Genomic DNA, 23,032 nt, shown 5'->3' on the forward strand with positions numbered 1-23,032 from the left:
GGCTTTCTTTATCTGAACGATTGATTTTTTCATCATATTAGCCGGAAAATCCCTGCAATTTTAAAGGGAAAGGCAGACACCGGATGTTCACACTCTACATGCAATGGGAAGCCAGGCGGAAACTGGCTCCGGCTGATATTCAGTTCATCCTCACGCCACGTGAATCACTTGAGATGGCGAGCATATTTTACGAACTGGATTACCTGGAATATGACCAGCGTTACCCTTTTCACCGTCATAGTGTCCCGAAACGGCGGCAAGGTGTTCACCACCGCCATGCGGCGCAGCCCTACAGACGCAAGCACAGGTCGGAATTCGACGAGCTCTATGATGAGGTGGAATGGAATCTTGGGCACGGCTGGATGGTCGGCGTCGACACGGGGGAAAAGTGGGATAGGTTCCGCAATCCGTTCTCCTTTGATGGCGAAGGTAATCTGGTTTATGACTGCTTCATGGATACCTACGGCGAGAGCTTCCCGCAGGTTGTGCATCAAATTTACGAGCATGCCCTCAACGAACACCAGGGCAGGAAGCCGCCTCCGACCGTTAAGGAGCACTATTACGATGCCCCGATACAACACGCTCAGGCCACAAAAACTATCAACAACAAAGCAGCTGGAAGGCTTCTTGCAGCGGGCGGCATCTACAACGGCAACATAGAGGGGTTTCATAAGACCGTACAGCAGCTAGGCGGCGATGCTCCAGCAGGTTACGATCAGATTATGGACAACAAAGGTCTCATCATTGCTGGCGCTTCTGTTGCTGCCGGACTAAGAATGGGAAAAATTAACATCCCCGGAGAACTGGAAAAGTTATCGTCATTAAGCAAAATCCCAGAGTTTGAATCACCAGCTTTAAAGGGGTTTACCTCGGAGTCAGGCACATTGCTTAATGCCGAACACGCCGTTGTAGATTACAGAAAACTATCAACTTACTCTTTAGATGTTAACCACCCAGTCGGCGGGCATAAGGCTAGAGTATTCCAATCGGCACTGGGTTATAACCCGACAAATTCTGACGTGTTAGCAGGTCGAGTCCGAGAGGGCATACTAACTGCCCCAGCTAAAATTTTGAACGCGGACCAGTACGGGCAGCGAATGGCTGTAGAGATGCCGATATTAGGCATAAACGGTGAGACAGTGATAGTGCGCAGCGGTTGGATATATGAAACTGATGCTGTTGTTCCACGCATGACGACGATTTTGGTTAAGTGAGATCAGACCATGAGAAGAGAAGAGTTTGAAGTGGTTGTGTTAGCGGAAGATTTGCCGGATGAAGGGTTAACTAAAGGCATGATAGGTGCCATCGTATTCATACATGAAAAACCACATCTGGCTTACATGGTTGAATTTGTTGATGATGAAGGCCGCACTGTTGCAATGCCTTCTCTTTTACCTGAGCAAATAACGGATTATATTCCGCCAGAATGATCTGATTTATCATACGCTCGTTACGTACACTGCTAAAAAACATTCAGGGCGATTTCCCGCCCTGAACTGCAAAAGCATATGCATTCCCCCGTAAATACCCCGACGCGTCTGGTTAATTTATGATGTCATGAATGACTATTCACCCGGATATATGACTACCGTTTGTAAAATGACTACGATGATTTTTCTATAGCAAGCAGAGGGACTTATGCAACCCTATAAACAACCGTGAGTGGATACCTCAGCGGTGGCTTATGGAGGCAACCCTACGCATCTTTTCATTACACCATCAAACTCACCTGCGCCGCCACGATCCGCCACCCGTAAGCAAACCGCACCCACGTCTGCTGCTGGCGGCCAATGCGTTCCGTCCCCTCGCGGGTAAATTCGGTGCTGCACACCGCGTAATCTTCTCCGAAGGTGGTGATCACGGTATTGCGCAACGTCCGCTGCAGCCCGGCGGAGGGGCGCGCCGCCCGAAAGGCGCGGATTTCATCAATGCCGTAGAGGTTTTCCCCCGCGCCCAGTCGCACCGTGTTTTTGTCGTGCCAGAACAACTCATCCAGCACCGCAATGTTGTTGCTCACCAGCGCATCTTCATAGCGATAAAACGCGGCCGTGACGTCCGCCACCACCCAGGGAAGGTTAATGTCGTCGTGATTCATCATTGTGCCATCTCCGCAGGACGAGCATCGGTTATCCCGCTCGCTTCCAGGACCCGTGCCACGCGCAGGCAGGCTTGTTCATTAAACGGCGCTGCGATGAGTTGCAGACCAATCGGTGCCCCCTGGGCGGTGCGTAGCGGAACGGTGGTGACGGGCAAACCCAAAAATGAAATCGGCTGCGTCAGCATCCCCATGCTGGCGCGCACCGGCAGTGGCTCGCCGTTAATCTCCATGGTCTGCTCGCCAATCGTCGTGGCGCTGCGCGGCGTTGCCGGGGCGATCAGCACGTCGGCCTGCTCAAACAGCGCTTTACAGGCCTGTCGGGCGTGGGCGCGAAAACGCTGGGCCTGAATATACCAGGCGGAAGGGATCATTGCCCCAGCCAGCAGGCGTTCGCGGGAGTGTGGTTCAAAACGCTCCGGTTCACGGCGAAGTGACGGCAGGTACTGGTTCCCCCCTTCGGAGGCGCTGATGATAAACGCGGCAGAGCGGGACAGCGCGGCTTCAGGGAACTGCAACTCCTCCTGGACGTCAAGAGCACGTGCCGTGCGCGCGACGGCTTCCCGGGCGTCGTCGTTACACCACGTGCTGAAATAGCCCCCGAGGACGGCGCAGCGCAAACCATCCAGACCGCGATCGAGCAAAGGCCGCGTCTGCTCGCGGGAGGACTCTGCCTGAAAAGGGTCGCTGGTGTCTCGTCCCTGTAGCGCATCGTACACGGACGCCAGATCGCACACCCGGCGGGCAAACGGCCCGATATGATCGAGACTGGCGACAAACGGGTGGCTGCCGGAGCGTGACAGGCGGCCAAAGGTCGGTTTTAAGCCGTAAATTCCGCACAGGGACGCCGGGACGCGAATCGACCCGTTGGTGTCGGTACCCAGTGAAAAATGGACCAGCCCGGCGGCGACGGCGGCGGCAGAGCCACCGGAGGAACCGCCTGCAATGCGCGTCAGATCGTGCGGATTACGCGTGGCGCCGTAGTGGCTGTTTTCCGTGGTAAAGCCGTAGGCATAGGCATCCATATTGACCATCCCGGACAACAGTCCTCCCGCGCTGCGTAGCTGGCGAACCGCAAAGCTGTCTGCGCTGGCAGCGGTTCGCTTGCTGAACAACTCGGCTCCGGCGAGGGTGGTGTGCCCGGCCACATCAAACAGGTTTTTTACCGCGTAAGGCACGCCCGCCAGCGGCGGCAGGGGGCGCTTTTCCCGGCGCAGGGTGTCGATATTTTCTGCCTCGGCCAGCATCCGCGCTTCGGTAACCGCCGTCCAGGCGTTGATCTGCGGGTTGATGCGCGTAATATCTTCCAGCGTCTGACGGGCGATCTCGCGGGCGCTTAACTCGCCTGCAGTCAGTGCCTGCTGGATCGCGCTGATACTCATCTCGTGTAGCCTCATGCTTTGTATACTCCTGCGATCTCCAGACGGTCATCAAGCGGCAGCGCCATCAGCGGGGCGGCCATGGCGGCAATGCGGCTAAACTGCTGCTGAAGCTCCGCGCGGCGGGCGTCATCCAGCTCAACGCCCAGCACGGCCTCCATCTGCGCCAGGTAGGCATGCCAGTCAGGTTGTTGTGTTGTCATGGTTTTCTCCTCAGTATCCGGCGGCGGCGCCGTTGCTGCGCGGGTCGAACGCGCCTTCAAACAGCCCGTTCGGGTGGCGGACAATCGCGCCCGCGTGGCCCATGGCTTCGCTAAAGTCCGGGAAGATCTCCACCTCGTGACCCAGCGCCTGCAGGCGCGCGATCGTTTCGGGGGAAAACCGACCTTCCACCTTTAAGGTGTCTGAGCTTTGTCCCCAGGTGCGCCCCAGCAGCCAGCGCGGACGGGAGATGCTCTCCTGCAGCGGCAGACCCTGCACCACATAGCGGGTAAAGAGCGTGGCCTGAGTTTGCGGCTGGCCGTCACCGCCCATGGAGCCGTAGACCATCACCCGTCCGTCGTTCAGACGCGCCGCGGCCGGGTTCAGGGTATGGAACGGCTGTTTGCCCGGCGCGAGAGCCAGAAGATGTGCGGGATCGAGGCTGAACGACGCCCCCCGGTTCTGCCAGACGATACCCGTATCCGGGAGCACCACCCCGCTGCCGAACTCGTGATAAATGCTCTGGATAAACGACACGGCCAGGCCGCTGTTATCCATCACCCCCATCCACACCGTATCGCCAGGGCCTTTGCCGGTGCCCCACGGCGCGGCATGGTTATCGTCAACCCGGTCGGCGAGCGCCTGAAGCGCCGCAGGATCCAGCAGGCTATGGATATCGGTTTTCAGCTCGCGCGGGTCGGTGATGTGGGCATCGCGCAGGCCAAAGGCCAGTTTGGTGGCTTCCACAATGCGGTGCACTGTCCCGGCGTCGTCGGCATCGGCCATCGCCAGACGGTCGGTGATGCCGAGGATCGCCAGCGAGACCAGCCCCTGCGTCGGTGGGGCGAGGTTCCAGACCTCACCCTGCTGATGCGCTAATTTCAGCGGCGTGGTGCGCCGGGCGACATGCGCGTTCAAATCCGCCAGCGTAATGGGCAGGCCGAGCGTCTCCATCCCACGGGCCAGACGCGCCGCCAGCGGACCGCGATAAAAACTCTCCAGACCCTCTTCGGCAAGTTGCGTCAGCGTGGAGGCCAGCGCCTGTTGATAAAACCGGCTGCCGACCTCCGGTGGTTTGCCGTCTACCAGCCAGGTTTCTGCGAAGCCGGGCAGGTCTTTCAGTTCGTCGAATTTACTGGCGGTGGCAGTGGCCTGCGAGGCCGTGACCGGCGTGCCATTGCGGGCATAGTCAATGGCATCTGCCAGCAGGCGCGTCAGCGGCAGGGCGTTGCCCGTCAGCGCGTGTGAGACTTTAAGCGCCTCCGCCCAGCCACTGACGGTACCCGCCACGGTCAGCGCCGCACGGGGGCCGCGGTGGGGGATGTGCGCCAGATCGCCATAGGCGGCAAGCGTCGCCAGCGATCCCGCCGCGCCGCTGGCATCGATGGCAATCGGTTCGCCGCCGGGGGGCACGATAAGCCAGAAGCCATCGCCGCCCAGGCCATTCATATGGGGATAGACCACGGCAATGGTGGCCGCTGCCGCGACCATCGCTTCAATCGCGCTACCGCCATCGCGCAGCACAGACAGCGCGCTCTGGCTGGCAAGATGATGGGGGGCAACCGCCATTCCGTGTACGGAGACATTACTTTGCATGAACAGTCCTCATAACCCTGAAAGTCACAAGGCGCTGCAAAAGCTGTTCCAGGTATGAAAGAAAAGTTTCATGTCATCCCGGCTGATAAGCTGGCATGCTTAATGAATAGAGAGCGAGAGATGAAACAAACGTTACAGAGGCGTTATGGAACAGCTTGATGAACGACTGAAAGCACAATACGCGTCACTGTCGCCGCAGGAGCAGCGGGTGGCGGATTTTATTTTCGATCACTTCGACGACCTGATCAGCTACAACAGCGCCGAGCTGGCACAGCTGAGCGGGGTGTCGAAAGCCACGGTGAGCCGCCTGTTTAAGCGTCTGGGCTATGAGAAGTATAAGGACATGCGCGATGAGCTGCGTACCCTGCGCCAGAGCGGTATGCCGCTGACGGACAACCGCGACGCGGTGCAGGGCAATACGCTGCTGGCGCGTCACTATAAGCAGGAGATGGCTAACCTGACCCAGTGGGTGAATGCCCTGGATGCCCGGCAGTTTGCCGACGCGATGGCGTGCATGGTTAAGGCGAAGCGCATCGTCATTATAGGGATGCGTAATGCCTATCCCGCGGCGCTGCACCTGCGTCAGCAGCTATTGCAGGCGCGCGGGCAGGTGCTGGTGTTGCCGCAGCCCGGTCAGAGCCTGAGCGAAGAGCTGGTGGATCTCACCCCTGACGATCTGGTGGTGATGATGGCCTTTCGTCGCCGACCGCGCATTATCCGCCCGCTGCTGCAGCAGCTTCAGAGCAGTGGTATTCCGGTGCTGCTGATGTGCGAGCCGCAGGCGCACAGCCTGTTTCCGCTGGCGAGCTGGCAGCTCTGCGCTCCGCTGGACAGCGTCTCAGCCTATGACAGCTACGCCTCGGTCAATAGCCTGATCAACCTGCTGGCAAACGCCTTCCTGCATGAAATCCTCGATAAAGGCCGTCCGCGCATTCATGAGATCGCCACCCTGTATCAGCACCTGGACGAGCTCGAACAACGATAATGGGGCATCGGTGTGGTGCTTTGCATTGAAATGGTGCAGTGAGGCGGGGCGAAAAAGAGAGAGCTTTTTCGCCCCGCCTTTATTTTATCAGGCTTTACAACAAAATCCCGCGTTTCGCTTTATCTGGCACATTAGTTGCAAAATTCAATTCAAAGAATCTTTTGTTTCATGTTAACGTTACGGGGAAGCACCATGAAAAAATTGTTGATTGCACTGGCCGGGGCCGTTTGTCTCTTCACTAACCTGTCGGCAAAGGCGGACCAGCTTCAAAATATTGAAAAACGCGGCACCATTCGCATTGCCGTGCCGCAGGATTTCCCGCCGTTTGGCTCGGTCGGAACCGATCTGCAGCCGCAGGGCTATGACATTGATATGGCGCGTTATCTGGCCAAACAGATGAAGGTCAAGCTGCAACTGGTCCCGGTGACCAGCGCCAACCGCGTGCCGTATCTGCAAACCGACAAAGTTGACCTTGTCATTTCAAGCCTCGGTAAGAATGCGGAACGTGAAAAGGTGATCGATTTCAGCCGCGCCTATGCGCCGTTCTTCCTCGGGGTGTTTGGCCCGAAAGGCGCAGAGCTGAAAGATGCCGCCGCCCTGAGCGGTAAAACCATCGGCGTGACGCGTGGCGCGGTCGAGGACATGGTGCTGACCAGCCTGGCGCCGAAAGACGCAGACGTAAAACGCTATGAGGACAACAACACCACGCTGTCGGCGTATCTGTCCGGACAGGTACAGTATGTGGCCACCGGCAACCTCGTGGTGGCGGCCATCTCGCGCCAGAATGCGGAGAAAGCTCCGGTGCCGAGCTTTATGCTGAAAGATTCACCGTGCTTTATCGGGCTGAAGAAAAATGAACCAGCGCTGAAGGCGAAAGTGGATGCGCTGATTGAACAGGGTATTAAAGACGGCACCCTGAACGGCTTCTCTGAGCAGTGGCTCAAGGCGCCGCTGCCGGCAAGCCTTGGCGTGTAAGGCAATGACAGAGCAACTCCATTTCTCTGAGCTCTGGCCGCACTGGCCCGCGCTGCTGGCCGGGCTGTGGGTCACCATCCAGTTGACGGTGATGGCGACCCTGGGCGGTCTGACGATTGGTATTTTCGGGGCGGCTATTCGCAGCGGGCGGGCGACGTGGTTTAGCCGGATCTGGGGCGGTTACGTGGAGATTATCCGTAACACGCCGTTTGTAGTGCAGCTGTTTTTTATCGTCTTTGGCCTGCCCAATATGGGGCTGAAGATGACGGCGGGTGAGGCGGCACTGCTGGCGATGGTGATCAATCTGGGCGCGTATAGCACGGAGATTGTCCGGGCGGGCATTCAGGTGACACCCAAAGGGCAGTGGGAGGCCGGACGCGTGCTGGGGCTGACCCGCACCCAGACCTTCATTCGCGTGGTGTTACCGCCTGCGCTACAGCGTATTTATCCGGCGCTGGTGAGCCAGTGCATTATCGTGATGCTCGGCTCGTCGGTGGTGTCGCAGGTCTCGTATGAAGAGCTGACCTTTGCCGCCAACCTGATCCAGTCCAGAACGTTTCTGAGCTTTGAGGTTTATCTGGTGACAACCGGGATTTACTTAGCGCTGTCGATTACCCTGCGTCAGCTGATGATGGCGGCAGGACGCAAATGGCTGGGGGTACAGGCATGATGACCACCTTTACCGACTGGGACATTATTCGCAACCTGCTGCTGGCCGGGCGCTGGACGATACTGCTGTCGCTGGTGGCGTTTGTTGGCGGCGCGGTGGTGACCCTGCCGCTGCTGCTGCTGCGTCTCACTGGCGGGCGAATGATCATGCGCCTGATCCGCGGCTATATCGAACTGTTTCAGGGTACACCGCTGCTGATGCAGCTATTTCTGGCGTTCTTCGGCGTGGCGCTGTTCGGCATCGATGTCTCGCCATGGACCGCCGCATCGCTGGCCCTCACGTTCTACACCAGCGCGTTTTTGCTTGATATCTGGTTTGGCAGCATTCGCGCGCTGCCCAAAGGGCAGTGGGAAGCGTCGCGCTGTCTGGGGCTGACCTTTGGCCAGACGCTTTATCGGGTGGTCGCGCCGCAGGCGTTGCGGATTGCGATTGCGCCGACGGTCGGTTTTGCCGTCCAGGTGATTAAGGGCACGGCGCTGGCGTCAATCATCGGCTTTATCGAGCTGACCAAAGCCGGGACGATGCTCACCAATGTCACTTATCAACCGTTTAAGGTCTTTGCGCTGGTGGCGCTGGGCTACTTCATTCTGTGTTATCCGCTGTCGCGTTACAGCCGTTATCTGGAGACTAAATTCAATGCCTCTCATCACCATTAATCAGGTGCAGAAGTACTACGGCGATAACCATGTCCTGAAGGGGGTCGATCTCGATATCGACATGGGTCAGGTGATTTCGATTATCGGGCGCAGCGGATCCGGCAAAAGCACCCTGCTGCGCTGCATCAACGGTCTGGAAGGGTATCAGGACGGCAGCATCAAGCTTGGCGGCATGACCATTACCGACCGGGATTCCCAGGCGCGTGAAATCAGCCGCTCGGTCGGGATGGTGTTCCAGAACTTTAACCTGTTCCCGCACATGACGGCGCTGGAAAACGTGATGCTCGCCCCGCGTCGGGTGCTGAAGAAAAGCGCCGCCGAATGCCGGGCGCTGGCGCAGCAGATGCTGGAGAAAGTGGGCCTCGGCGATCGTCTGGATTACTACCCGTCGAGTCTCTCCGGCGGCCAGCAGCAGCGCGTGGCGATTGCCCGTGCGCTGGCGATGTCGCCAAAAGTCTTACTTTGTGACGAGATCACCTCCGCGCTCGACCCGGAACTGGTGGGCGAAGTGCTTAAGGTGCTGGAGCAGCTGGCAGCAGAAGGGATGACCCTGATTCTCGTGACCCATGAAATGAATTTTGCCCGCGAAGTGGGCGACCGCGTGGTGTTTATGCACCAGGGGAAAGTCTGGGAGCAGGGCGACAGCAAAACGCTTTTCGCTAACCCGCAGACCACCGAACTGAAGCAGTTCATCTCCTCCGTGCGCGGCCTCAACTGATAAGGACTTAACAATGGATATCGCTCAATTTCCGCAACTTAATCCGCCGCCGCGTCTGCTGATGGGGCCGGGGCCGATCAACGCCGATCCGCGCGTACTGCGCGCCATGTCGAGCCAGCTGATTGGTCAGTACGACCCGGCGATGACCCACTACATGAACGAAGTAATGGCGCTCTACCGCGGGGTGTTCCGCACCGAAAACCGCTGGACGATGCTGGTGGACGGCACCTCGCGCGCGGGCATTGAGGCGATTCTGGTGTCGGCCATTCGCCCGGGCGATAAAGTGCTGGTGCCGGTGTTTGGCCGCTTCGGCCATCTGCTGTGCGAAATCGCCCGCCGCTGCCGGGCGGAAGTGCATACCATCGAGGTGCCGTGGGGCGAGGTGTTTACCCCGGATCAGGTGGAGGATGCCATCAAACGTATTCGTCCCCGTCTGCTGCTGACCGTGCAGGGGGATACCTCCACCACCATGCTGCAGCCGCTGGCCGAGCTCGGCGCGATTTGCCGCCGTTATGACGTGCTGTTTTACACCGACGCCACCGCGTCGCTGGGGGGGAACGCGCTGGAAACCGATGCCTGGGGGCTGGATGCCGTCTCCGCTGGCATGCAGAAATGCCTTGGCGGTCCGTCCGGCACGTCACCGGTCACCCTGAGCCCACGCATGGAAGAGGCGATCCGCCGCCGCAAATGCGTCGAGGAAGGGATCCGCACCGACGCCCATCGCGACGGCGACGAGGAGATGATCTACTCCAACTATTTTGATCTCGGCATGGTGATGGATTACTGGGGGCCGGAGCGGCTGAACCATCACACTGAAGCTACCACCGCGCTGTTTGGCGCCCGCGAATGCGCGCGGCTGATCCTGCAGGAGGGGCTGGACAACGGCATCGCCCGGCACAAGCTGCACGGCGATGCGCTGCTGAAAGGCATTCAGGCGATGGGGCTGGAGACCTTTGGCGCTCTGAAGCACAAGATGAACAACGTGCTGGGCGTGGTGATCCCGCAGGGCGTTAACGGCGATCAGGTGCGTAAACTGATGCTGGAAGATTTCGGTATCGAAATTGGCACCTCGTTTGGCCCGCTGCACGGCAAGGTATGGCGCATTGGCACCATGGGTTATAACGCCCGTAAAGACTGCGTAATGACCACCCTGAGCGCGCTGGAGTCGGTGCTGAATTACCTGAAATTTACCACCCCCCAGGGGGCGGCGATGCAGGCCGCGTGGGATCATTATCGCCGCGAGACGTCACAATGAGCCCGGCGGCAGAGCGGGTAATGGCCCGTGCCGATGCGCTGGCCGCCATCAGCGAAACCCCGGACGGCCTGACGCGGGTTTATCTTTCCACGCAGCATCTGCAGGCCAACCAGCTCGTCGGGCAGTGGATGAGCCAGGCGGGCATGACCGTCTGGCAGGATAGCGTCGGGAATATTTGCGGGCGCTATGAGGCGCAGCTGGAGGGCGCACCGGCGATACTGCTTGGCTCGCATCTGGATACCGTGCGCAATGCCGGGCGCTACGACGGCATGCTCGGCGTGCTCACCGCCATTGAGGTGGTGGACAGCCTGCATCAGCAGGGTGTGCGCCTGGCGCAGGCCATCGAGATTGTTGGCTTCTGCGACGAAGAGGGGACCCGCTTCGGCATCACGCTGTTAGGCAGTCGCGGCCTGACGGGCACCTGGTCGGAGAATTGGCTTGATACCTGTGATGCCAGTGGCATAAGCGTGGCGCAGGCGATGGTGCAGGCGGGGCTGGATCCCGCGCGGGTAGCACTTGCCGCGCGACATCAGGACGATTTCAGCGCCTGTCTGGAGCTGCATATTGAACAGGGGCCGTGCCTGGAGCAGGAGGGGCTGGCGCTGGGGGTGGTAGAAGCCATTAACGGTGCGCGGCGTCTGAACTGTCTCTTTACCGGCGAAGCCGGGCATGCCGGTACCGTGCCGATGGCTCACCGTAAAGATGCCCTGGCCGCAGCTGCCGAATGGATGGTGCAGGTTGAAAACACCACCCGACAGCGCGGCGGCAATCTGGTTGCCACGGTGGGGGCGTTACGCTGCCTGCCCGGCGCGGTCAATGTGATTCCCGGCGAGGTGGCGCTATCGCTGGATATTCGCGGCCCGCAGGATGCCCCGCTGGACGCACTGCTCACTGAACAGCTCATTCAGGCGGAAGAGATCGCAGCCCGGCGTGGGCTCAGTTTCAGCGCCGAGGAGTTTTACCGGATAGCCGCCACGCCCTGCGATGCCAGACTGCAATCGCTGTTAGGGGAGGCCGTGACATCGGTTCAGGGCCGCACGCTATCGCTGCCGAGCGGTGCCGGGCACGACACCATTGCGCTGGCAGAACGCTGGCCGGTGGGGATGTTATTTGTGCGCTGCAAGGGGGGCATCAGCCACCATCCGGCGGAGTCGGTGATGGCTGAGGATGTTGCGCTGGCGATTGAGGCGTTTGGGCGGGCGGTGAGAGCGCTGGCTGACGGTGGCGCGCGTTAAGCCACCGAACGCACCGCATCTTCGATATCAGCGCTCACCCGTACATCCTGGTCGTCAAAAACCATGCAGTGATGGTCGTCAAACGCCACGTCTATCTTCTGCCAGGGCGCGAACTTCACGTCGCCCGGCAGCAAGATCTTCACGTTGTCATGGCCATAGCATTGCCCAAACAGGTAAGTATTGTTTCCCAGTCGCTCCACTACTTCACAGTTAAATTCCAGCCGCGTGCCGCGGTGAAGGTCGGTGGTTAAATGTTCCGGGCGGATGCCCAGCGTGACCTGACTTCCCGGCTGCAGCGGTGTGGTGGTTATCGCGAGCGTGAGCGACTTCTGTTGCGATAGCCTGACGGTAAGCTTACCTGGCTGCCAGGCTTCAACGGTCGCCGGCAGAAAGTTCATCTTCGGAGAACCGATAAACCCGGCGACAAACTTATTTGCCGGTTTGTAATAGAGATCCATCGGGGCGCCCATCTGCTCAACCTTGCCATAGTTCATGACCACGATCTTGTCGGCCAGGGTCATCGCTTCGATCTGGTCGTGCGTGACATACACCATGGTGGTTTTCAGCTCCTGATGCAGGCGGGCAAGGTGCAGACGCATCTCGACGCGCAGTTCGGCGTCCAGGTTAGAGAGCGGTTCATCAAACATAAAGACGCGCGGGTTACGCACGATGGCGCGGCCTATTGCCACGCGCTGGCGCTGCCCGCCCGAAAGCTGTTTAGGTTTGCGGTCCAGCAGATGGGAGAGCTGCAGCGTTTTTGCCACCATCTCCACCTGGTGACGGATCTGTTCTTTTGGAACCTTATTCACTTTCAGCCCGTAGCCCATGTTTTCGGCGACCGTCATGTGCGGATAGAGCGCGTAGGACTGAAACACCATGGCCACGCCGCGGTGGGAAGGCGCGACGTCATTCATGACCTCATTACCGATTAAGACTTCACCTTCGCTAATCTCCTCCAGACCGGCAATCATGCGCAGCATGGTCGATTTACCGCAGCCGGAAGGGCCAACAAAGACGGCGAATTCCCCGTCTTCAATTTCAAGATTCACGTTGTGCAAGGTGACGGTGTCGCCAAAGCGCTTGGTGACATTCCTTAACTGTATGTTTGACATCAGTGTTCCCCGAGTAAACCGCTGCCTATGTTTTACGTATAACAATCAGGTTCAACATAGCTGGACGGTGCAATTTGTCTGTATTGACTATAACTTCCAGTATTCATGCGCCCTATACAGATTTTCCATTAATGTTATGACGATCACACAACTTACAGTTTTTTGTAGAGTTATCATGATGTGAAGGGTAGCGTATACCAAACCAAAGATATTTGATGTCATACGTGCAGCATCTGATTTTGCTGAATTTTAGATGAGGCAGATAAGGCGTTAAATGTCATAACAACCATAAAATTGTTATACCTTCACATGAGGTTTGTAATGAAAAAGAACCTACTTGCCGCTCTGATCCTCTCTACGCTCTCGGTGCAGGTACATGCCACCACGCAGCTTAACGTCTGGGAAGACATCAAGAAGTCATCCGGTATAAAAGAGGCGGTGGCTGACTTTGAAAAACAGTACGACGTTAAGGTCAACGTCCAGGAAACCCCTTACGCCCAGCAGCTGGAAAAACTGCGTCTGGATGGCCCGGCGGGCATTGGCCCGGACGTGCTGGTGATCCCTAACGATCAGCTGGGCGGCGCCGTAGTGCAAGGGTTGCTGACCCCCCTGAATCTGGAGGCTAAGCAGACCGAACAGTACACCCCGGCCTCAATCAATGCCTTCAAAATGGATAATGCCCTCTACGGCGTACCGAAAGCGGTCGAGACGCTGGTGCTGATTTACAACAAAGACCTCATCGACAAGCCCCTCAATTCGCTGCAGGACTGGTATGACTTTTCGAAACAGCAGCGCGCGAAAAACCAGTACGGCCTGCTCGCCAAGTTCGACCAGATTTACTACAGCTGGGGGGCAATTTCCCCGATGGGCGGCTACATCTTCGGTCATAACGACAAGGGCGGCTATAACGCCAGCGACGTTGGCCTGAACAAGCCGGGCGCGGTAGAGGCCGTGACGTACCTTAAAAAATTCTACGCCGACGGGATCTTCCCGGCCGGGATAGTCGGTGACAACGGTCTGAACGCCATTGACTCCCTGTTCACCGAGAAGAAAGCGGCAGCCGTGATCAATGGGCCGTGGGCATTCCAGCCGTATGAAGCAGCAGGGATCAACTACGGCGTTGCGCCGCTGCCAACGCTGCCCGACGGCAAGCCTATGAGTTCTTTCCTTGGCGTGAAAGGCTACGTTGTCTCCACGTGGAGCAAAGACAAAGCCCTGGCGCAGAAATTTATCGAATTCATCAACCAGCCGCAGTATGTGAAAACGCGCTACATCGCCACGCGTGAAATCCCGCCGCTTACCGCGATGATCGACGATCCGATTATCAAAAACGACGAAAAAGCGAGTGCCGTCGCGGTACAGTCGGCGCGCGCAACTGCCATGCCGGGCATCCCTGAAATGGGTGAAGTCTGGGGGCCAGCCAACGCCGCGCTGGAGTTGAGCCTGACCGGCAAACAGGATCCTAAAGCCGCGCTGGATAGCGCAGAAAAACAGGTCCAGATGCAAATCGAAGCCATGCAGGCCAGCAACCAGTAATTTTCTGCCGTCGCAAAACGGGAGGACTCTCTCCCGTTTTTTTGAAAGGAGTTGTCTGTGAGTATCATCCCGGAAAATTTTGCCAGACCGCACGGGGCCGGGCGCCATGCCTGGACCGGCCTGCTGCTGGCGTTCATCCCCGGCTTCGGCCAGTTCTACCATCGTCAGTGGCTGAAAGGGATCATCTTCCTGGTACTGCTGGTGAGTTTTATCGGCGTATTTGCCGATTTTCTGCGCGAAGGGCTGTGGGGGCTGGTGACGCTGGGCGAGGAGGTGCCGCGGGACAACTCTATCTTCCTGCTGGCTGAGGGGATCATCAGCGTGCTGATCGCCGCGTTTGGCGTGATGGTCTGGTACCTGTCGATGCGTGATGCGTGGGTGAATGGCAGAAAACGCGATACGGGACTTGCGCTTAACAGCGTGCGCAAGCAGTACCAGATGCTGCTGAGCGACGGCTTCCCGTATCTGATGATCACGCCCGGCTTTATCCTGCTGGTGTTTGTAGTGGTTTTCCCGATCCTGTTCGGCTTTGCCATCGCCTTTACCAACTACAACCTCTATCACACGCCGCCGGCTAAGCTGGTGGACTGGGTTGGGTTTAAGAACTTCATCAATATCTTCACGCTCTCCATCTGGCGTTCGACCTTCTTCGACGTGCTGCAGTGGACGGTGGTCTGGACCCTGCTCGCTACCACGCTGCAATGTTCGGTAGGCGTGCTGCTGGCCATTCTGGTAAACCAGAAAGATCTGCGCTTTAAACCGCTGATCCGCACCATCTTCATTCTGCCCTGGGCGGTGCCGGGCTTTGTCACCATCCTGGTGTTTGCCGGAATGTTTAACGACTCCTTTGGGGTGATCAACAACGCCATTCTGGCCTTCTTCGGCATCGCGCCAAAAGCCTGGATGACCGATCCGTTCTGGACCAAAACGGCGCTAATTATGATGCAGACCTGGCTCGGCTTCCCGTTTGTTTTCGCCATGACCACCGGCGTGCTGCAGGCCATTCCGGACGATCTGTACGAAGCGGCGACCATGGACGGTGCCAGTAGCGCGACTAAGTTGCGTACCATCACGCTGCCGCTGGTGCTTTACTCGATTGCGCCGATTCTGATCACTCAATACACCTTCAACTTCAATAATTTCAACATCATCTACCTGTTTAATAACGGCGGACCGGCGGTGGTAGGGTCGAATGCGGGTGGGACGGATATCCTGGTGTCGTGGATCTACAAACTGACGATGTCCTCTTCGCAATATGCGATTGCGGCGACCATCACTATCCTGCTGTCGATCTTTGTCGTCGGGCTGGCGCTGTGGCAGTTCCGCGCCACGAAATCGTTCAAAAATGACGACATGGCGTAAGGAACGGAACAATGGCTCAATCACAAAGTATTAAACGTGAGAAGTGGGTTCGCCTCTCGCTCTCCTGGCTGGTTATCGTGCTGGTCTCGATAATCATCATTTACCCGCTGGTGTGGACGGTCGGTGCGTCGTTTAACGCGGGTAATAGCCTGCTGAGCTCGTCGATTATTCCAGAGATCTTCTCGGTGCAGCACTATGCCGACCTGTTCAACGGCCAGGTGAACTACATGACCTGGTACTGGAACTCAATGAAAATCAGCTTCCTGACCATGGTACTGACCTTAATCAGCGTCAGCTTTACCGCCTACGCGTTTTCGCGCTTTCGCTTTAAGGGGCGCCAGAACGGTCTGATGCTGTTCCTGCTGCTGCAGATGATCCCCCAGTTCTCGGCGCTGATTGCCATCTTCGTGCTGTCGCAGTTGCTGGGCCTTATCAATAGTCATCTGGCGCTGGTGCTGATCTACGTGGGCGGCATGATCCCAATGAACACTTACCTGATGAAAGGCTATCTCGATGCCATCCCGAAAGATCTGGATGAATCCGCGCGCATGGACGGGGCCAGTAATTTCCGGATTTTCATCGAAATTATCATGCCGCTTTCGAAGCCGATTGTGGCGGTGGTGGCGCTGTTCTCCTTCACCGGGCCGCTGGGGGATTTCATCCTCTCCAGCACCATTTTGCGCACCCCGGACAAATACACCTTACCCATCGGGCTTTATAACCTGGTGGCGCAAAAAATGGGTGCCAGCTACACCACCTACGCGGCAGGCGCGGTCCTGATTGCGGTGCCGGTGGCGATCCTCTACCTGGCGTTACAAAAATACTTCGTCTCCGGCCTGACCTCCGGGAGTACCAAAGGATAACCATGAAAAGACTCAAACCCGCTTTGCTCGCCGTTTGCCTCTCATGTGGCCTTGCCGCGAGTGCTTTTGCTGCCGACGCGGTGAAAACGCGTCCGTTTAACGCCATGCCTGCAGATTTTATTAAGGGGGCGGATATTTCGACCCTACTGGAAGCCGAACAACACGGCGCGAAATTCTATAACCAGAACGGCCAGCAGCAGGATGCGATTGCGATCCTGAAGGCCAACGGCGTGAACTATGTACGCCTGCGCCTGTGGGTTGATCCACAGGATGCGAGCGGCAAGACCTATGGCGGTGGCAGTAACAACCTGGAAAACACGATTGCGCTGGCGAAGCGCGTGAAGGCGCTGGGCCTGAAGCTGCTGCTCGATTTCCACTACAGCGATTTCTGGACCGATCCGGGCAAACAGTTCAAGCCGAAAGCCTGGGAGAAGATGGACTACCCGCAGCTTAAAACGGCGATCCATGACTACACCCGCGACACCATCGCCCGCTTTAAGCAAGAGGGCGTACTGCCGGACATGGTGCAAATCGGTAACGAAATCAACGGCGGCATGCTGTGGCCGGAAGGCAAAAGCTGGGGGCAGGGCGGCGGCGAGTTTGACCGTCTGGCCGGACTGCTCAACGCCGCGATTAGCGGGCTAAAAGAGAATCTGACCGGCGGCGAGCAGGTGAAAATCATGCTGCACCTGGCCGAAGGGACTAAAAATGACACCTTCCGCTGGTGGTTTGACGAAATCGCGAAGCGCGGCGTGCCATTCGATATCATCGGCCTGTCAATGTACACCTACTGGAACGGCCCGATTAGCGCGCTGAAGGCCAATATGGATGACATCAGCAGGCGCTATAACAAAGACGTGATTGTGGTGGAAGCGGCATACGGCTATACGCTGGACAACTGCGATAACGCTGAGAACAGCTTCCAGGCGAAAGAAGAAAAAGACGGCGGCTATCCGGGTACCGTTCAGGGCCAGTACGATTATATTCACGATTTAATGCAGTCCGTTATTGATGTTCCGGACCACCGTGGCAAAGGCATTTTTTATTGGGAGCCGACCTGGATTGCCGTACCGGGCACCACGTGGGCGACCAAAGCCGGCATGAAATATATTCATGACGAATGGAAAGAGGGGAATGCCCGCGAGAATCAGGCGTTATTTGATTGCCAGGGAAAAGTGCTGCCATCAATAACGGTATTTAAATAATTTTTATCTTCATTCAGGACGTTTTTAATATGAATAAATTTGCGCCTTTAAGCCCAAAGGTCGCGGCGTTATTGCATGGCGCCGACTATAACCCGGAGCAATGGGAGAATTATCCCGGTATTATTGAAAAAGATATTGCCATGATGCAGCAGGCAAAATGTAATGTGATGTCGGTGGGCATATTTAGCTGGGCAAAGCTGGAGCCGCGTGAAGGGGAATATGATTTTGCGTGGCTGGATAATATTATTGAAAAACTGTATGCGGCAGGTATTCATATTTTCCTTGCTACGCCAAGCGGCGCGCGTCCGGCGTGGATGTCGCAAAAATACCCTGAGGTGCTGCGCGTCGGGCGCAACCGGGTGCCCGCGCTGCACGGAGGCCGACATAACCACTGCATGTCATCGCCAGTGTACCGTGAGAAGACATTCACCATTAACCGCCTGCTGGCGGAGCGTTATTCACACCATCCGGCGGTGCTGGGCTGGCATATCTCTAATGAATACGGCGGCGAATGTCATTGTCACCTGTGTCAGGCACGTTTTCGCGACTGGCTGAAGGCGCGCTATAAAACCCTGGACGCGCTGAACCACGCGTGGTGGAGCACCTTCTGGAGCCACACCTACACCGACTGGTCGCAGATAGAGTCCCCTGCGCCGCAGGGAGAAGTGTCGATTCACGGCCTCAACCTCGACTGGCGTCGCTTCAATACCGCACAGGTGACCGATTTCTGCCGCCATGAAGTGGCCCCGCTAAAAGTAGCGAATGCGGAACTGCCGGTAACCACCAATTTTATGGAGTATTTCTACGACTACGACTACTGGCAGCTTGCGAAGGCGATCGACTTTATCTCCTGGGACAGCTATCCGATGTGGCACAAGGAGAAAGACGAAACGGCGCTCGCCTGCTACACCGCCATGTATCACGACATGATGCGTAGCCTGAAGGGCGGTAAGCCCTTCGTGCTGATGGAGTCGACGCCGAGCACCACCAACTGGCAGCCAACCAGCAAGCTGAAAAAGCCGGGGATGCATATTCTCTCGTCAATGCAGGCGGTGGCGCACGGAGCGGATTCGGTGCAGTACTTCCAGTGGCGTAAAAGCCGCGGGTCGGTGGAGAAATTCCACGGCGCGGTTATCGACCACGTGGGTCATCTGGATACCCGCGTCGGGCGTGAAGTGACGCGCCTGGGCGAGATGCTGGCACGCCTGCCGGAGGTCGCAGGTTGCCGTACCGAGGCCCGGGTGGCGATTGTCTTCGACCAGCAAAACCGCTGGGCGCTGGATGATGCCGAAGGTCCGCGCAATATGGGAATGGAGTACGAAAAAACCGTCAACGAGCACTATCGTCCGTTCTGGGAAAAAGGCATCGCGGTGGATGTCATTGACGCTGACGGCGATCTGAGCGACTACGCGCTGGTGGTTGCCCCCATGCTTTATATGGTACGCGAAGGGTTTGCCGAGCGGGCAGAAACCTTTGTGGCTAATGGCGGGCATCTGGTGACGACCTACTGGACCGGCGTGGTGGATGAGACCGATCTCTGTCATCTGGGCGGTTTCCCTGGCCCGCTGCGCAAGCTTCTGGGCATCTGGGCGGAAGAAATCGAGTGCCTGGGCGAGGGGGAGCGCAACCTGATTCAGGGGCTGGCAGGCAACGCGGCAGGTTTGCAGGGGCCGTATCAGGTGCGGCATTTATGCGAGCTGATCCACGCTGAGTCCGCACAGGTGCTGGCGACCTACCGCGATGATTTCTACGCAGGTCGCCCTGCGGTAACGGTCAACCGCGTCGGTAAAGGCAAGGCGTGGCATGTCGCTTCACGTAACGATCTGCCGTTCCAGCGCGATTTCTTCGCCGGAATTATCAACGAGCTGGCACTACCGCGCGCCATCGAAGGTGAACTCCCGCCGGGCGTGGTTGCCACGGCACGCACGGATGGCGAAACCACCTGGGTGTTTGTGCAGAACTACACGGCACAGCAGCAGTACATCACGCTGCCACAGGGGTATACCGACTGCATGACAGACGCCGCTGCTGCGGGCGATACCGCTCTGCTGCCCTGGGACTGTCGTGTGCTCAGGCGTAAAGCGTAATTGATTTTCTCCCTCTCCCTGTGGGAGAGGACTGGGGTGAGGGCATCAGACCGCACCGTCCGGGCAAAAAGGCACAGAACGCCTGCTCCACGAGCAGGCATTTTTTTATCTGCATATAATGAGGCGTATTATGGACAGTCAAATTACCCAGCGTTTAATTCCCGCGTTTGGCGGCGACGATAATATCGAACACGTCGAAGCCTGTATTACCCGCCTGCGCGTGACGGTAAAAGATTTAAATAAAGTTGACTCAGAGGCATTACAGAATGAAGGGGCGCTGGGGGTAATTATTATTGGCCAGCAGGTGCATGCCATATTTGGCAGGCAGTCTGATGCCTTACGTCAGTTATTAGATGAACATTTTAATCAATAAATAAAAAAAGGGATAGCCAAAATAATGGCTATCCCGAAACAGGCGAATAAACTGCCAGTTGTTGGAGATACAATAACGATTAACGCATTTTAGAAATAAATATTACCACCAGGCTTCAACCTGCACGCCGAAATTCCAGGTATTACTGGCGGTGCCGTCTTCGAAGGATTTCCCATGTTCGGAATCATTCAGGTAGGAGGCAAACACCCGTAGCTCGGGACGTGACATAAAATCAGGTCCGTCCGCCAGACCTAAGGCGATCGTGTACTTCTCACCGCTCTGCTTGTAGTTTGAACCGTCGGTATAGGTATCTTTCTGGTAGAACCCGCCCACTTCACCAATCAGACGCACATATTCGGTGAACTGATACTGCGCGCGGCCCACCAGCGAAATCAGGCGCGATTTATCGGTATACTGCGTGGTGTCATCCGCCGAGCCCCAGGTCAGGACGTGGTTAAAGGAGAGCTTATCGGTAATGGGAATTAAGCCGGTATTAATCACGCGGTAGCCGCTGGCATCGTTCACATAGTTCCACATGTCGTACCAGCCGCCCCCCTGGGAAACCATGTTCTGCGCCAGACCTTTGTTGGCATACTGCAGCACCAGCTTGTTATAGCCGCCCAGCATGTCCTGGCTGATCTCTCCGGTTACCATCACGCCGTTGTCGGCATCGTACAGCCCGCCATACTCTTTCTGTTTGTTGGTCGGGTTTGGCATGGCATAGTCAATACCCACTTCCGTCCACGCGCCTGCCCACGGTTTCCAGCCCGCATAGCGGAGATCGATATAATTAATGTTCACGTCGTTATCACCGTCAACGCGGTAGTCCACGTCGTTGGCATCGCCGCGGATCCAGGCCACGGAGACCGCGCCAGGGCCGAGCGTATAGTTTTCAATACCTGCACCGGATCCCGAGATGTTCCAGTATTTGGTGTCAATGATGTGCAGATCATGACGCTGGTAATAGCGCTTCCCACCCCAGATAACCGCATTCGGATCGCCCGGGATCAACCCCTTGATCTGCAGGTTAAGCTGACGCAGGCCAAACTGAGCGTCGTCGCCAAAGGTGGTTTCGTTATCGTTAGAGCCGTCAGACACCATGCTCACCATGCTGTCGAGATAAAAGCTCACGTCGTTCTTTTTGTAGACCTCAGAGCCCAGTTCCAGCTCGCCGTAGGTATCGGCTTCGTTACCCAGACGGCCTATTTTATTCTTCTGCCACTCCTCCATCCCACCATCCCGTGAGACGCCCACGCCGGAGCGAAGATAGCCATGAAAATCAATCGGTACTGAAGACGCAGCAAACAGCGATGGAGACGCTAACGCGGCAGCCAGCGCAACGGATACAGAGCGGATCGTCGTGTTCATTGTTACCCTCTTATTGTTTTGTAATACGTTCACAAATCCGCTGTCATAAAATGCCTAAACCTTCTGGCTGGCAATTGAACGATCCTAAATGTGTGATTAACTGCAAATAAAATAGACAATTTTGTTACGAGTGATGAGCTGTGCCACAAATTATGGCATTGTGAACGTAATACTTTTTGATGGTGTCATGTCTGCGAAGTGAGGGCGGTGAGCGTTTTTTTACAGCGCCCCTGTTACAATCATCGCATAACAACATAAGGAACCGGACCATGAAGTCGAAAAGCGCAACGTTAGAGGACGTCGCACGCCATGCAGGCGTCTCCTATCAGACCGTGTCCAGGGTACTGAATAAATCTGCCAATGTATCCGAGGCCACGCGCCACAAGGTTGAGAAATCCATAGAGTTATTGCGGTATGTGCCGAATCGCCTGGCCCAGCAACTGGTAGGCAAGCAGAGTCAGACCGTCGGGCTGGTGACCATTTCACTGGCTTTGCACGCGCCTTCTCAGGTGGCGGCAGCGGTAAAACGCTATGCGAACGTGGAGGGATACCAGGTACTGATCTCGATGATAGATGAGAACGTCAATCAAAGTATTCAGGACTCTATCAACGAACTGAAGTCCCAGCTGGTGAGCAAGGTGATCATTAACGTGCCTCTGGAGGCCGAAGAGGCGCAGAAAATCGCTACCGACAACGACGATATCGTCTGTCTTTTCCTGGACGTCGACCCGTACAGTTCTGTGTTTAACGTTTCGTTTAACCCGGCGGATGGGACCCGCGCCAGCGTTAAATACCTTTACGAGTTGGGCCATCGCGACATCGCCCTGCTGGCGGGGCCGGAGTCCTCTGTGTCGGCACAGTTGAGGCTAAAAAGCTGGATCGAAACCCTGAAGGGTTACGGGCTGGAGCCCGCTTCGGTGATCCGCGGCAACTGGGATGCGCAGAGCGGGTATGCCGGTGCGCTGCAGATGTTGCGCGAAACGCCGCAGTTTTCCGCCGTACTGGTGGCCAACGACCAGATGGCGCTGGGCGTACTGAGCGCCTTCCACCAGCAGCAGATTTCCATTCCTGGCGAGAAGTCGGTGATTGGCTACGATGATACCTACGAAAGCTCGTTCTTCTACCCGGCGCTGACGACGGTCTCACTGGATTTAGATCTGCAGGGCAAAGAGGCGGTGCGCCGCATTCTGGACAGCGGCGAAGAGAGTGCCCTGCGCATGTCTTCGATTTTACCTGCCCGTCTGGTGGTGCGACAGTCCACCGGGCCGAAAGGGGAGAAGGTAAAAAACCTCCAGGCGCTGGCCCAGCAGCTGCGCGAGATTGCGCATCAACTGGGTGATGTGTAGCGGAGTGAGCACCTC

22 protein-coding genes are annotated in these 23,032 nt (G+C 57.1%); 16 read left to right on the forward strand and 6 right to left on the reverse strand.

Annotated features, from left to right (window positions below; all coding sequences use genetic code 11):
- The first annotated feature begins 83 nt into the window (after positions 1-83).
- Complete coding sequence (locus ACQG19_RS08625) at positions 84-1,214, forward strand: DUF6883 domain-containing protein (protein WP_246931475.1); 1,131 nt, start codon at positions 84-86, stop codon at positions 1,212-1,214.
- Between the two features lie 9 nt (positions 1,215-1,223).
- Positions 1,224-1,430, forward strand: a complete 207-nt coding sequence (locus tag ACQG19_RS08630; protein WP_010429419.1) for a DUF4926 domain-containing protein — start codon at positions 1,224-1,226, stop codon at positions 1,428-1,430.
- A gap of 281 nt (positions 1,431-1,711) precedes the next feature.
- On the opposite strand, the gene hpxZ is transcribed toward ACQG19_RS08630, so the two are convergent.
- The 4 genes from hpxZ to hpxW are packed head-to-tail and all read right to left on the reverse strand — an operon-like array spanning position 1,712 to position 5,271.
- The gene (gene hpxZ / locus ACQG19_RS08635; RefSeq protein ID WP_013097228.1) at positions 1,712-2,098 is read right to left on the reverse strand and encodes an oxalurate catabolism protein HpxZ; all 387 of its coding nucleotides are present in this window, start codon (positions 2,096-2,098) and stop codon (positions 1,712-1,714) included.
- Positions 2,095-3,492, reverse strand: coding sequence for an AtzE family amidohydrolase (locus ACQG19_RS08640; protein ID WP_246931470.1), 1,398 nt, complete (start codon positions 3,490-3,492; stop codon positions 2,095-2,097). The genes hpxZ and ACQG19_RS08640 overlap by 4 nt, the downstream gene beginning before the upstream one ends.
- The gene (hpxX, locus tag ACQG19_RS08645) at positions 3,489-3,677 is read right to left on the reverse strand and encodes an oxalurate catabolism protein HpxX (RefSeq protein WP_045902785.1); all 189 of its coding nucleotides are present in this window, start codon (positions 3,675-3,677) and stop codon (positions 3,489-3,491) included. The genes ACQG19_RS08640 and hpxX overlap by 4 nt, the downstream gene beginning before the upstream one ends.
- A 10-nt stretch (positions 3,678-3,687) precedes the next feature.
- Entirely contained in the window at positions 3,688-5,271 is a 1,584-nt protein-coding gene (hpxW, locus tag ACQG19_RS08650) for an oxamate amidohydrolase (protein ID WP_246931469.1), read from the reverse strand.
- 145 nt (positions 5,272-5,416) lie between these two features.
- Between hpxW and hpxU the strand changes: the two genes are divergently transcribed.
- The 7 genes from hpxU to hpxK all read left to right on the forward strand — a co-directional run bounded on the left by hpxU (position 5,417) and on the right by hpxK (position 11,765).
- Positions 5,417-6,256, forward strand: coding sequence for a MurR/RpiR family transcriptional regulator HpxU (gene hpxU / locus ACQG19_RS08655; protein ID WP_013097225.1), 840 nt, complete (start codon positions 5,417-5,419; stop codon positions 6,254-6,256).
- A 192-nt stretch (positions 6,257-6,448) separates the two neighbouring features.
- On the forward strand, positions 6,449-7,231 hold the full coding sequence (locus ACQG19_RS08660) for a transporter substrate-binding domain-containing protein (protein WP_130627023.1): 783 nt from the start codon (positions 6,449-6,451) through the stop codon (positions 7,229-7,231).
- A gap of 4 nt (positions 7,232-7,235) precedes the next feature.
- Positions 7,236-7,901 (forward strand): amino acid ABC transporter permease, encoded by a 666-nt coding sequence (locus ACQG19_RS08665; RefSeq protein ID WP_040021584.1) that lies wholly within the window; start codon positions 7,236-7,238, stop codon positions 7,899-7,901.
- Positions 7,901-8,557, forward strand: a complete 657-nt coding sequence (locus ACQG19_RS08670; RefSeq protein ID WP_020689664.1) for an amino acid ABC transporter permease — start codon at positions 7,901-7,903, stop codon at positions 8,555-8,557. Before ACQG19_RS08665 ends, ACQG19_RS08670 begins: the two co-directional genes overlap by 1 nt.
- Entirely contained in the window at positions 8,538-9,275 is a 738-nt protein-coding gene (locus ACQG19_RS08675; RefSeq protein WP_013097221.1) for an amino acid ABC transporter ATP-binding protein, read from the forward strand. The genes ACQG19_RS08670 and ACQG19_RS08675 overlap by 20 nt, the downstream gene beginning before the upstream one ends.
- Before the next feature lie 13 nt (positions 9,276-9,288).
- On the forward strand, positions 9,289-10,530 hold the full coding sequence (locus ACQG19_RS08680; RefSeq protein ID WP_246931467.1) for a pyridoxal-phosphate-dependent aminotransferase family protein: 1,242 nt from the start codon (positions 9,289-9,291) through the stop codon (positions 10,528-10,530).
- Entirely contained in the window at positions 10,527-11,765 is a 1,239-nt protein-coding gene (gene hpxK / locus ACQG19_RS08685) for an allantoate amidohydrolase (RefSeq protein ID WP_246931465.1), read from the forward strand. Before ACQG19_RS08680 ends, hpxK begins: the two co-directional genes overlap by 4 nt.
- Here hpxK and ACQG19_RS08690 read toward each other — a convergent pair.
- A complete protein-coding gene (locus tag ACQG19_RS08690) occupies positions 11,762-12,877 on the reverse strand; it encodes an ABC transporter ATP-binding protein (RefSeq protein ID WP_029883249.1) in 1,116 nt (371 codons plus the stop codon). The two genes, hpxK and ACQG19_RS08690, sit on opposite strands and share 4 nt — an antisense overlap.
- A 321-nt stretch (positions 12,878-13,198) precedes the next feature.
- Here ACQG19_RS08690 and ACQG19_RS08695 point away from each other — a divergent pair, with 321 nt between their 5' ends.
- From ACQG19_RS08695 to ACQG19_RS08720, 6 genes are all read left to right on the forward strand, one after another.
- The gene (locus ACQG19_RS08695) at positions 13,199-14,413 is read left to right on the forward strand and encodes an extracellular solute-binding protein (RefSeq protein WP_013097217.1); all 1,215 of its coding nucleotides are present in this window, start codon (positions 13,199-13,201) and stop codon (positions 14,411-14,413) included.
- Between the two features lie 57 nt (positions 14,414-14,470).
- Complete coding sequence (locus ACQG19_RS08700) at positions 14,471-15,775, forward strand: carbohydrate ABC transporter permease (RefSeq protein ID WP_047351983.1); 1,305 nt, start codon at positions 14,471-14,473, stop codon at positions 15,773-15,775.
- A gap of 11 nt (positions 15,776-15,786) precedes the next feature.
- Complete coding sequence (locus ACQG19_RS08705; RefSeq protein ID WP_426725862.1) at positions 15,787-16,638, forward strand: sugar ABC transporter permease; 852 nt, start codon at positions 15,787-15,789, stop codon at positions 16,636-16,638.
- Positions 16,639-16,640: 2 nt separating this feature from the next.
- On the forward strand, positions 16,641-17,843 hold the full coding sequence (locus ACQG19_RS08710) for a glycoside hydrolase family 53 protein (RefSeq protein WP_047351984.1): 1,203 nt from the start codon (positions 16,641-16,643) through the stop codon (positions 17,841-17,843).
- A 29-nt stretch (positions 17,844-17,872) separates the two neighbouring features.
- Positions 17,873-19,930 carry a beta-galactosidase gene (locus ACQG19_RS08715; RefSeq protein ID WP_246931463.1) on the forward strand — a complete coding sequence of 686 codons (2,058 nt, stop codon included), beginning with the start codon at positions 17,873-17,875 and terminating at the stop codon, positions 19,928-19,930.
- 130 nt (positions 19,931-20,060) lie between these two features.
- Positions 20,061-20,303, forward strand: a complete 243-nt coding sequence (locus ACQG19_RS08720) for a PTS transporter subunit EIIB (protein ID WP_013097212.1) — start codon at positions 20,061-20,063, stop codon at positions 20,301-20,303.
- Positions 20,304-20,405: 102 nt separating this feature from the next.
- Here ACQG19_RS08720 and ACQG19_RS08725 read toward each other — a convergent pair whose 3' ends face one another.
- Positions 20,406-21,671 (reverse strand): maltoporin, encoded by a 1,266-nt coding sequence (locus ACQG19_RS08725; RefSeq protein ID WP_246931462.1) that lies wholly within the window; start codon positions 21,669-21,671, stop codon positions 20,406-20,408.
- 269 nt (positions 21,672-21,940) lie between these two features.
- Between ACQG19_RS08725 and ACQG19_RS08730 the strand changes: the two genes are divergently transcribed.
- On the forward strand, positions 21,941-23,017 hold the full coding sequence (locus ACQG19_RS08730) for a LacI family DNA-binding transcriptional regulator (protein WP_222168632.1): 1,077 nt from the start codon (positions 21,941-21,943) through the stop codon (positions 23,015-23,017).
- The last annotated feature ends 15 nt before the right edge of the window (positions 23,018-23,032 follow it).

Source organism: Enterobacter cloacae complex sp. 277I4, assembly GCF_050031465.1.
Classification (GTDB): Bacteria; Pseudomonadota; Gammaproteobacteria; order Enterobacterales; family Enterobacteriaceae; genus Enterobacter; species Enterobacter cloacae.

Bases quoted from the DNA above. Each gene is read 5' to 3' on its own strand.
- ACQG19_RS08640 (WP_246931470.1), bottom strand. From the start codon at position 3,492: ATGAGGCTACACGAGATGAGTATCAGCGCGATCCAGCAGGCACTGACT.
- ACQG19_RS08695 (WP_013097217.1), top strand. From the start codon at position 13,199: ATGAAAAAGAACCTACTTGCCGCTCTGATCCTCTCTACGCTCTCGGTG.
- ACQG19_RS08660 (WP_130627023.1), top strand. From the start codon at position 6,449: ATGAAAAAATTGTTGATTGCACTGGCCGGGGCCGTTTGTCTCTTCACT.
- ACQG19_RS08665 (WP_040021584.1), top strand. From the start codon at position 7,236: ATGACAGAGCAACTCCATTTCTCTGAGCTCTGGCCGCACTGGCCCGCG.
- hpxK (WP_246931465.1), top strand. From the start codon at position 10,527: ATGAGCCCGGCGGCAGAGCGGGTAATGGCCCGTGCCGATGCGCTGGCC.
- hpxU (WP_013097225.1), top strand. From the start codon at position 5,417: ATGGAACAGCTTGATGAACGACTGAAAGCACAATACGCGTCACTGTCG.
- hpxW (WP_246931469.1), bottom strand. From the start codon at position 5,271: ATGCAAAGTAATGTCTCCGTACACGGAATGGCGGTTGCCCCCCATCAT.
- ACQG19_RS08715 (WP_246931463.1), top strand. From the start codon at position 17,873: ATGAATAAATTTGCGCCTTTAAGCCCAAAGGTCGCGGCGTTATTGCAT.
- hpxX (WP_045902785.1), bottom strand. From the start codon at position 3,677: ATGACAACACAACAACCTGACTGGCATGCCTACCTGGCGCAGATGGAG.
- ACQG19_RS08670 (WP_020689664.1), top strand. From the start codon at position 7,901: ATGACCACCTTTACCGACTGGGACATTATTCGCAACCTGCTGCTGGCC.
- ACQG19_RS08625 (WP_246931475.1), top strand. From the start codon at position 84: ATGTTCACACTCTACATGCAATGGGAAGCCAGGCGGAAACTGGCTCCG.
- ACQG19_RS08730 (WP_222168632.1), top strand. From the start codon at position 21,941: ATGAAGTCGAAAAGCGCAACGTTAGAGGACGTCGCACGCCATGCAGGC.
- ACQG19_RS08705 (WP_426725862.1), top strand. From the start codon at position 15,787: ATGGCTCAATCACAAAGTATTAAACGTGAGAAGTGGGTTCGCCTCTCG.
- ACQG19_RS08690 (WP_029883249.1), bottom strand. From the start codon at position 12,877: ATGTCAAACATACAGTTAAGGAATGTCACCAAGCGCTTTGGCGACACC.
- ACQG19_RS08725 (WP_246931462.1), bottom strand. From the start codon at position 21,671: ATGAACACGACGATCCGCTCTGTATCCGTTGCGCTGGCTGCCGCGTTA.
- hpxZ (WP_013097228.1), bottom strand. From the start codon at position 2,098: ATGATGAATCACGACGACATTAACCTTCCCTGGGTGGTGGCGGACGTC.
- ACQG19_RS08630 (WP_010429419.1), top strand. From the start codon at position 1,224: ATGAGAAGAGAAGAGTTTGAAGTGGTTGTGTTAGCGGAAGATTTGCCG.
- ACQG19_RS08680 (WP_246931467.1), top strand. From the start codon at position 9,289: ATGGATATCGCTCAATTTCCGCAACTTAATCCGCCGCCGCGTCTGCTG.
- ACQG19_RS08720 (WP_013097212.1), top strand. From the start codon at position 20,061: ATGGACAGTCAAATTACCCAGCGTTTAATTCCCGCGTTTGGCGGCGAC.
- ACQG19_RS08710 (WP_047351984.1), top strand. From the start codon at position 16,641: ATGAAAAGACTCAAACCCGCTTTGCTCGCCGTTTGCCTCTCATGTGGC.
- ACQG19_RS08675 (WP_013097221.1), top strand. From the start codon at position 8,538: ATGCCTCTCATCACCATTAATCAGGTGCAGAAGTACTACGGCGATAAC.